Source organism: Pseudoselenomonas ruminantium, assembly GCF_900104055.1.
Lineage (GTDB): Bacteria > Bacillota > Negativicutes > Selenomonadales > Selenomonadaceae > Selenomonas_A > Selenomonas_A ruminantium_C.
In genome coordinates, this window is the sequence record NZ_FNJQ01000033.1 from 26,025 (window position 1) to 34,695 (window position 8,671).

10 protein-coding genes are annotated in these 8,671 nt (G+C 52.4%); 3 read left to right on the forward strand and 7 right to left on the reverse strand.

Annotated features, from left to right (window positions below; translation table 11 throughout):
- Positions 1 to 98 precede the first annotated feature (98 nt).
- Entirely contained in the window at positions 99 to 1,289 is a 1,191-nt protein-coding gene (locus tag BLQ59_RS12605) for an HAD family hydrolase (RefSeq protein WP_218122908.1), read from the forward strand.
- Between the two features lie 135 nt (positions 1,290 to 1,424).
- On the opposite strand, the gene BLQ59_RS12610 is transcribed toward BLQ59_RS12605, so the two are convergent.
- The 6 genes from BLQ59_RS12610 to rny form a co-directional block, all read right to left on the reverse strand.
- Positions 1,425 to 2,258, reverse strand: coding sequence for an Asp23/Gls24 family envelope stress response protein (locus BLQ59_RS12610; RefSeq protein ID WP_074573213.1), 834 nt, complete (start codon positions 2,256 to 2,258; stop codon positions 1,425 to 1,427).
- A 30-nt stretch (positions 2,259 to 2,288) separates the two neighbouring features.
- Positions 2,289 to 3,122 (reverse strand): PHP domain-containing protein, encoded by an 834-nt coding sequence (locus BLQ59_RS12615; protein WP_074573214.1) that lies wholly within the window; start codon positions 3,120 to 3,122, stop codon positions 2,289 to 2,291.
- A 31-nt stretch (positions 3,123 to 3,153) separates the two neighbouring features.
- The gene (locus BLQ59_RS12620) at positions 3,154 to 3,414 is read right to left on the reverse strand and encodes a stage V sporulation protein S (protein WP_014423788.1); all 261 of its coding nucleotides are present in this window, start codon (positions 3,412 to 3,414) and stop codon (positions 3,154 to 3,156) included.
- A gap of 153 nt (positions 3,415 to 3,567) precedes the next feature.
- On the reverse strand, positions 3,568 to 4,347 hold the full coding sequence (locus BLQ59_RS12625; protein WP_176756808.1) for a TIGR00282 family metallophosphoesterase: 780 nt from the start codon (positions 4,345 to 4,347) through the stop codon (positions 3,568 to 3,570).
- A 12-nt stretch (positions 4,348 to 4,359) separates the two neighbouring features.
- Positions 4,360 to 4,899 carry a hypothetical protein gene (locus BLQ59_RS12630; protein ID WP_074573215.1) on the reverse strand — a complete coding sequence of 180 codons (540 nt, stop codon included), beginning with the start codon at positions 4,897 to 4,899 and terminating at the stop codon, positions 4,360 to 4,362.
- Between the two features lie 83 nt (positions 4,900 to 4,982).
- On the reverse strand, positions 4,983 to 6,527 hold the full coding sequence (rny, locus tag BLQ59_RS12635; RefSeq protein WP_074573216.1) for a ribonuclease Y: 1,545 nt from the start codon (positions 6,525 to 6,527) through the stop codon (positions 4,983 to 4,985).
- A 175-nt stretch (positions 6,528 to 6,702) separates the two neighbouring features.
- Here rny and BLQ59_RS12640 point away from each other — a divergent pair, with 175 nt between their 5' ends.
- The gene (locus BLQ59_RS12640; protein ID WP_074573217.1) at positions 6,703 to 6,993 is read left to right on the forward strand and encodes a hypothetical protein; all 291 of its coding nucleotides are present in this window, start codon (positions 6,703 to 6,705) and stop codon (positions 6,991 to 6,993) included.
- Between the two features lie 155 nt (positions 6,994 to 7,148).
- Here the strand turns inward: BLQ59_RS12640 and BLQ59_RS12645 are convergent, their stop codons facing one another.
- Entirely contained in the window at positions 7,149 to 8,171 is a 1,023-nt protein-coding gene (locus BLQ59_RS12645) for a nucleoside/nucleotide kinase family protein (protein WP_074573218.1), read from the reverse strand.
- A 163-nt stretch (positions 8,172 to 8,334) separates the two neighbouring features.
- On the opposite strand from BLQ59_RS12645, the gene BLQ59_RS12650 reads away from it, so the two are divergent.
- Positions 8,335 to 8,571 carry a chaperone NapD gene (locus tag BLQ59_RS12650; protein WP_074573219.1) on the forward strand — a complete coding sequence of 79 codons (237 nt, stop codon included), beginning with the start codon at positions 8,335 to 8,337 and terminating at the stop codon, positions 8,569 to 8,571.
- The last annotated feature ends 100 nt before the right edge of the window (positions 8,572 to 8,671 follow it).

Consider the following 8,671-nt stretch of genomic DNA (forward strand, 5'->3'; position numbering starts at 1 on the left):
TCCTGCATTGAAAAAGGAAAATTCCTCATTTATGCCGAATACTGATACTGAAGCGAGGGATTATCATGAAAAAACATATGACAGATTTTTACTTATTCATGCTAGCACTTATCCTGGCTGGCGGCATTGGCTATTATTGGCACAGCCAGGGACTTGCTGACCTGCTGGTCATCAATGCGGCAGCTGCTACGCTCATAGGGGCCTTACCCCTAGCCTACATGCTGGGGAAGATCCTGCCCTTCAGCCGTGGCGCCCGGCAGGCGAAGAAAAATGATATCATCCTGCAAAGCAGCAGCCAACTGGCCGATATCGGCAATATCGATACGCTGATTATCGGCCGTCATGGCATCGTGACCGAAGGCCATCCCTATGTGGCCAGCCTCTATCCCGCAGGCGTCAGCCAGAACACCCTGCTGGCACTGGCAGCTTCTGCCGAGAAAGATGCCACTCATCCCTTGGGCAGGGCCATCTATGAAACAGCCAGCCAACGGGGCGTACAGCTGCTCGAAGCCAGCACCTTCACCGAAATCCCCGGCTGTGGCGTGGAAGCCATTGTCGGACGCAATTCCCTGCGCGTAGGCAGCATTTTCTGGCTCAAAAAGGAAGGCATCGACATCAGCGCCGACCTCATAACCAAGAACGACCAGCTGGCCCAGCGCGGCCATAGCACGGTCTTTGTCGCCAATGGCAAATACTGCCGCGGCATCATCGCCATTGATGATGCGCTCGACAATGATACCCTGACCGCTATCCGCAAGCTTCAGCGCCAGCATATACACACCGTGATGCTCACACGGGAAAACAAGCGCACAGCGGAAACGATTGGCAAGCAGGCCGGTCTGGATTCCGTACACGGCCAGCTGACACTCGAAGGTAAGCTGCGAGAGATACAACTCCTCAAAGCCCGCGGCACCGGTGTAGCCATCGTAGAGCGTGGCAATGTCCCCGATGAACTCATAAAGGCCGTGGACGCCGTTATCGAGCTTGCCCCGGCCAGACATCCGCTGGATAAGGAAGCCGGTCTGCCACCTGCCCCGCAGGAAAATCCCCAGGCCATCTTCCTGCAAAGCGGCCTCTTGTGGGATTTCGCCAGGCTGCAGGAAATCGGCAAAGCCACTCTGAGCCGGATCAAACTGAACAAGCTGATTGCCCTGATCGCATTTGCCGTGATCCTGCCCCTCTCCGCCGGCGCCCTCTATCCCTTCGGCATTCCGTTTCTCCCCGCATGGGGTGCACTGGCTGGGCAGGGGCTGGCCCTGTTGCTCGTCACCATAAATTCCCTGCGTTAATAGCTCAATCAATAAAGTACGCAAAAAGCCCGGTGGCTGGTGATGTTTTTCCGCAGCTTTTGACAAGCTTGTCTATGGCGAAGGAAAAATATTACCAGCCACCGGGCGTCTTAACACCACGATGTAAAAAAGCAACTATGCTTTCACATATAAAGTTTTCACCTGAATATTGACTTCATGCACAATCATGCCCGTCATATACTCCACCGCATCCCGCACATCCTGCTGAGCCTGTCCCAGCAGGGTGGGAATATGGTTGCCATAGGTGAGCACCACACCACAGACGATCTTCAGTCCTAGATCTTCATTACCGCGCATAAGATGCTTGACCTGCAGGCCATCCACCTTCGTGATGGCCTCGATTTTTTTCAGTACCACCTGCACGATAGACTTGACGGCCGAATCATCGATGCTGAGCTTGCCATAATAACTGAAAACCGGCCGCACGATGGACTTCTCGCCCAGACGGCGCCGCTTGGTCGAAGAACGCTTGAAAAGCGTCTGCAGCGGGTCCACCAGATAACCGGAAAAATGCGGCTTCAACTCAATCGTCGGCACCGGAATGATATGCTTGCCTTCCTTCAGGCGATGATACTGTGCCGCCTCCATTTCCTGTTTGGTCGCCACATCCTCAATGTGGATGATCTTGGCGATCTGCGGCAGGCGCAGGGCTTTGGCAATCTTGAACACCATGTTCTCGGAAGTGCCCAAAATCAGAATACGGTGCGGTTTGGCCTCCTTAATAGCCGCTTGCACCTCTTCCGCATGGCCCGGCAGGACAAAGATTGCCCTGCGCACGGCCATGATCTTACTCGGTTCTTTCTTGGCAGAATGACCGCCCACTATCTTGCCGTCCTTAATCAGGATTCCGTCATCGATAATGGCGTCCGCCTTATGCTTATGCGCCACAATCAGCGCGTGGTGACTTTTGCCGGTGCCACTGGGCCCGACCAAAGCAATCACATCCATATACTGCTCTCCTGACTAACGAATCAAACTTCAACTAAATTTTTCCAAAGGGCGATAAAAAGCCTCCGCCCACTTGTCCTCAATGGTAAAGACACCCACCTCAGAAGGATAGCGCGTGGGATATCCATGGAAATCCGAGCCGCCCGCCGGCAGGAGGTCAAACTCCCTGGCCATCATATAATAACGGGCCGTGTCATCAGCATCATGCCGGGGATAGAACACTTCAATCCCCTCCACACCACGCTGACAGATATCCCGTACCAGTTCATCATCGCCGACGAGTTTAGGATGCGCGAGCACCGGTGTACCGCCAGCGGCTTTGATCAGCTCGATGATTTCTTCCACTTCCAGATGATAGTGGGGCACATAGGCAGGCTTTCCCTTTTCGAGGACCGCACTGAAACAGTCCCGCACGGAGGTAAAACAGCCTTTCTTCACCAACACCCGGGCGATATGGGAGCGGCTGATGGAACGGCTGCCCCCGGCCAAGGTGAGCACCTCTCCCTCGGAAATGGGGTAACCAAGCTCCTGCAATTTCGCCACCATATCACTGAAACGTGTCCAACGGGCCTCTGTCACATCATTCAGTTTGTCAATCAGGTCAGGATAGTAAATATCCACGTTGAACCCCAGGATATGGATCTCATGCACCGGATGATGGGCGCTGAACTCAATCCCAGGGATTATCTTGATCCCCTTGGCGGGGAAAATTCCGCTCTCGTACAGATGGCAGACGCCATCCACTGTATCATGGTCGGTAATGGCCATGTATTTGAGACCGGCAGATTTTGCCGCTGCCACAAGCTCCTCCGGCGTGAGTTTCCCATCGGAGAAGGTCGTGTGCATGTGCAAATCACTTGCCATTATTGTCACTCCTATGCCGAATCAGCACATCTCAGCGCGGTTCAACGATGAGCTTGATAGCAGTGCGCTCTTCACCTTCGATATTGATATCGGTAAAAGCAGGAATGCAGATGAGATCAATGCCATGCGGTGCCACAAAGCCCCGGGCGATGGCTACCGCCTTGACCGCCTGATTAAGGGCGCCGGCACCAATGGCCTGCATCTCCGCACTGGAATGCTCCCTGAGTACACCAGCCAGAGCCCCTGCCACTGAATTCGGATTAGATTTCGCAGATACCTTCAAGATTTCCATGACTTTACACGTCCTCTCTTGCAACAAAACTGCAACAATGTTCTAGATTTTTCCTATGACATATCTAACTGATACTAAATTAGTATTCTGCACAGGCAGGAAAAATCCTGCCTTGAGGAAAATTCTTCTGAAAATCTTTTAGGCATCAGCCTGTTATTCTTTGATCAGGATGCGCTCGACACTGACTGTCTTATTCGTGGCATCATCGATATCCACGATCAGTGCCGAATACACCATCGGCCCGCTTTCTTCCAGATCGAACCGGCAGGGCAGGCAGGTCGTGAACTTCTGCAGGATGATTTCCGTCTTCACGCCCAGGATGGAATTCCAAGGGCCGACCATCCCCAGGTCCGTGATATAAGCCGTTCCTTCCGGCAGGATGCGGTCATCGGCCGTCTGAATATGGGTATGGGTGCCAACTACAGCATTGACACGGCCATCCAGGTACCAGCCCATGGCCATCTTCTCCGAAGTGGTTTCCGCATGGAAGTCCAGGAAGATGATATCACATTCCCGCTGGAGCTCACGCAGGATTTCCTCGATTTTCTGGAACGGGCAGTCCATATCCGGCATAAAAGCCCGGCCCGATAAATTGACCACGCCGATGTTCTTTGCCTTGAAGGGATAGACGCAATAGCCCTTGCCCGGTGCGCCCTCCGGATAATTGGCCGGCCGGATCAGGAAGGGTTCCTGATCGATGAATTCCAACACGTCCTTCTTATCCCAGACATGATTCCCAGAGGTGATTATATCGGCACCGCCATGGTAAAGTCCATCCAGCGACTTGCGGGTGTATCCCTTGCCGCCGGCAGAGTTTTCTCCGTTGACAATCACCACATCGATATTTTTCTCGGCTTTAAGCTGGGGGGTGTATTTCTGAAACGCCTTGCGTCCCGGCTTGCCCACCACATCGCCAACCAGCATTACACGCATAATTTACTCCTCTCAACGGTTGTAGACTACAACCCTATCCTTATCCCGCATGCCAATCATGCGCTCCTTGATGCGGCTGGCCTGCGCCATATCAAACATCTGATCCAGGAGATTGCTCTGCATCGTGGAAAATTCCGGCTCCAAGGCATCCAATGTATGCACATCGATCTGCAGGCTTTCACCGAACTTTTCATGGAACAACTCCGTCAGAAGATCCAGCTCGCCTCGCAGCATGGTCGCCAGCTGCCGCCGCACATGTACGGTCATGAGCTTGCCATTCACATCAGCATCAATGCCCAGCCATACCGGTCCGCTGCCATGCAGATCATGATAGGTCTGCATGCTCTTATCCACCAGATCAGCAAATTCTTCCATCTCGTTCCGGGATGTCTTTGCCTGTACCACAAAATCCAAGGTAATCTCCGTTTCCTTCGGATCATAGGTCACGGCATAGAGTTCCGGATAACATACCAGCATGGAAGCCAACAACTGCACGCCGGTACTCATTTCCTTACGGCTGTCATTCCTGCCGTTCAGGTTAAATCCAAACATATCTCGATCCTCTCCATAAGTGTAAGAAAGGGCGCAAGGCTCACAGCCTGCACCCTCCTCACTTATGTGCTTATTCGCACGCCTTATTTTGCATAATCCACAACGCGGGTTTCCCGGATGACCGTGGCCTTGATCTGGCCAGGATACTCCAGTTCCTCCTCGATTTTTTTCACGATGTTATGAGCCAGCGCTACAGCTTCCGTGTCATCTACCTTATCCGGTTTTACCATGACGCGGATTTCGCGGCCAGCCTGAATAGCAAAGCAACGCTCAACGCCTTCATAGGATTCAGCGATCTCTTCCAGACTCTTCAAGCGCTTCAGATATGATTCCAGGCTCTCACGACGAGCACCCGGACGAGCTGCCGATACAGCATCGGCGGCAGCTACCAGTACAGCTTCTACACTGGTGGCTTCTACATCACCATGATGGGCGGCAATGCAGTTGATAACATCCTTGGACTCCCGGAACTTCCGGGCAATGTCAGCACCGATCGTGGTGTGACTGCCTTCCACTTCGTGGTCGATGGCCTTGCCGATATCATGCAGCAGGCCACCACGCTTAGCCAGCGTTACATCACAGCCCAATTCCGAAGCCATGACGCCAGCCAGATGAGAAACCTCGATGGAATGGTTCAGCACGTTCTGGCCGTAACTCGTGCGATAGCGCAGACGGCCCAGGAGCTTGATAAGCTCCGGATGGATACCATGGACACCGGTATCAAAGGTTGCCTGCTCACCGGCTTCCTTGATGCGCATATCCACTTCCCGCTTGGCTTTTTCCACCATCTCTTCGATGCGGGCAGGATGGATGCGGCCATCCTGGATCAGCTTCTCGAGTGCGATGCGGGCCGTTTCCCGGCGTACCGGATCGAAGCCCGACAGGATAACGGCTTCCGGCGTATCGTCGATGATGAGGTCAATGCCCGTCAGCGTTTCGAGCGTACGGATATTGCGGCCCTCGCGGCCGATGATACGGCCTTTCATCTCATCGTTGGGCAGGGCCACCACGGATACCGTGGTTTCTGCCACATGGTCAGCAGCACAGCGCTGGATGGCCTGGCTCAGGATATCCCGGGCCTTCTTGTCGGACTCATCCTTGATCTGCTGCTCATACTCCTTGATTTTCATGGCTTTTTCATGCTTCAGCTCTTCTTCGGCCTCAGCCATGAGCATTACCCTTGCCTCTTCAGCGGTCAGGCTGGAAATGCGTTCCAGTTCCGCCTTCTGCTGTTCGTGCATCTCATCAATCGCCTGCTGGGTTTTGTCGATGCGGGCTTCCTTGCGGGAAAGTCCCTCTTCCTTCTTCTCCAGTGAATCCAGCTTGCGGTCAAGATTCTCTTCTTTCTGTACTACGCGGCGTTCCTGACGCTGAAGTTCGCTGCGACGCTCTTTCGTCTCACGATCGAGTTCCTGACGCTGACGATGGATTTCCTCCTTCGCCTCGAGCAGGGCTTCCTTCTTCTTCGTCTCGCCTTTCTCTTCTGCATCCGCTACAATGCGTTTTGCTTCTTCTTCAGCGGAACCGATCTGGGCTTCGGCGGTACGCTTGCGCGCCGTATACCCCAATCCGGCACCGATGATTGCTGCGATTATTACCGCTACTACTTCGATAACGATAATACTCACCCCCTTCTTGCTTATTTGCGTTCATGCATTATTTATTTGTTTTGATAGTTCATTAACTATACCCTACTATTTTAATGTTTTTCCCCATAAGTGTCAAGAAATCTATAGTCAAATCGGCAGAAATGAAGTAAAATAGAAAGGTATTTGTCTTTAAGCGAATTTTGGGGGTAATCATATGTTAAAATGCTCAGAGTGCAGCCGGGATCTGCCGGAAAAAGAAGCACTTGTCAATAAAAATGAGGCGGGCGAGCAGCGCATCATCTGTCCGGAATGCTTCCAGAAGCTCACCGGAGTAGATTACAAGACCTTTGCCTTCCGCAAGGAAAACGCCAAGCAGACCTTCTGGGCGGTGCTGTTCTGCCTGGCCGCCACCATCTATGCCTTCGTGGAAAAAGGCGTGGAATGGGGTATCGGCGGCATCGTGCTGACCATCCTTGTGTACCTGTTCTCCAGCAAGGTAAAATAATTACAGCTTACATCGTGGCACTAAGACGCCCGGTGGCTGGGGATATCTTTCCTTCACTTAGACAAGCTTGTCAAACGTTACGGAAAGGTATCCCCAGCCGCCGGGCTTTGTTCTATATCTTATTTTCTATTGCTATTCTACAACCAGATGATATGCTATTTGATGATTTCTTTGAATTCCTCAGCAGTAACCTGGAAAGTGTCCAATATTGCCTTGCTGCTCATAGTGCCGCTTTCGTACAGTTTCCTGAGGATGGTCTTTCTGGCCGCTTCCATGCCCTGCACATAACCTTCGTCATAAAGAGGCGGCTTCATGCCCTGTTCGATATGACGGTTGTTGAGTCCGCCCAGCAAGGAATTATTTAGCTGCACGTCAGGCTTCTTCCAAAGAGCTTCCCTGTCCACCATGCGGGTGGGAACGATTTTCCCCTTCAGCTGATAGTCGCCATCCGTCAGCATCTGCCAGGTTTCATCAGCAGGCCAGGATTTCTTGAGGCAGCGCTCCACATTGAGCTTATCGCTTTTCTGATAGAACTTCTTCGCCGCTTCCATCGTGCTGCCGCCCGCCATCTTGCGGCGGATCAGCCGTTCTTTCAAGTCCTGCGGCTCTGCGCTGATAAACAGGCTGTAATCGGCAAAAGAACGCACGTTCAGCCAGTGATTCTCTCCTAAGAGCAGCCAGTTGCCTTCCAAGATGACAATCGGTCTCTTGACCGTGACCATGTCTTCGAGCACATCATGGATCGTGCGGTCATAGACCGGCCAGCGCACATTACTCTTGCGCACATCGGTGAGCTTGCCGATCAGTTTATCCACCGCAAAGGTTTCCGGACTGCCCTTGATGGAACTCAGCGGAATCAGCCGGCCTTCCCGCTCCACGCTGTGCGTGGTCAAATATTTATTGGGATAATGGAAGCCATCCAGTCCCAAGGCCTGCACGGGCACCAATTCCTCATCTGTATTGGACAGCCGTTCCAGGAACAGCGCCAATGTAGACTTCCCCACGCCCGGCGGCGCTGCGAGAAAAACGATCATACGCCGCCCCAATTTCTGCTGCATCTTGCTCATACGCCGCAGGAAGGGCAGGAACAGATTGTCAATCGTCGCCTGATTATACTGCACCTTATGCGCCAGCCCGTTGATCATCAACAAGCAGGTGCGCCATTCTTTTTCATTCATCTTCCTACCTCCCTGTAATTTTTCATAGCAATACTTCCTTGTTATGACAATTCCCATTAATATTATCGTCTATTCTGACCAAAAGTTAAGCCCTTTCCGATTGACACGCCTGTACTCCCTATACTATGATAGGATAAAACAAGCACGAAGGAGAGAAAATAATATGTCCATCACCGCCGCCAGCGTCATCCTGAAATTCAAACAGGAAGAAGAAGAAAATATCCGTCAGGCCCTGCAAGATTTCCAGCAAGTCAGCATCGAAGAACAAGCCCCTTCCGGAGATCTGATCCTCTATGTGGAAGAGAATGACTACCAAAGCCTGCATAAAACCTGCAGCGAACTTGAAAAGATCCCGGGCACTCTTGGAGTCTATCCCTGCTATGTCGGCGAAGCAGAATAAATTGCAGTTTGTGGGTACGTGCTTAAACGCAATTGGTTACAGATTTGTGGGGCAGAGGCGGGGATACTTCTTCGCCACTTCACTAAATGACCCGCCAGCA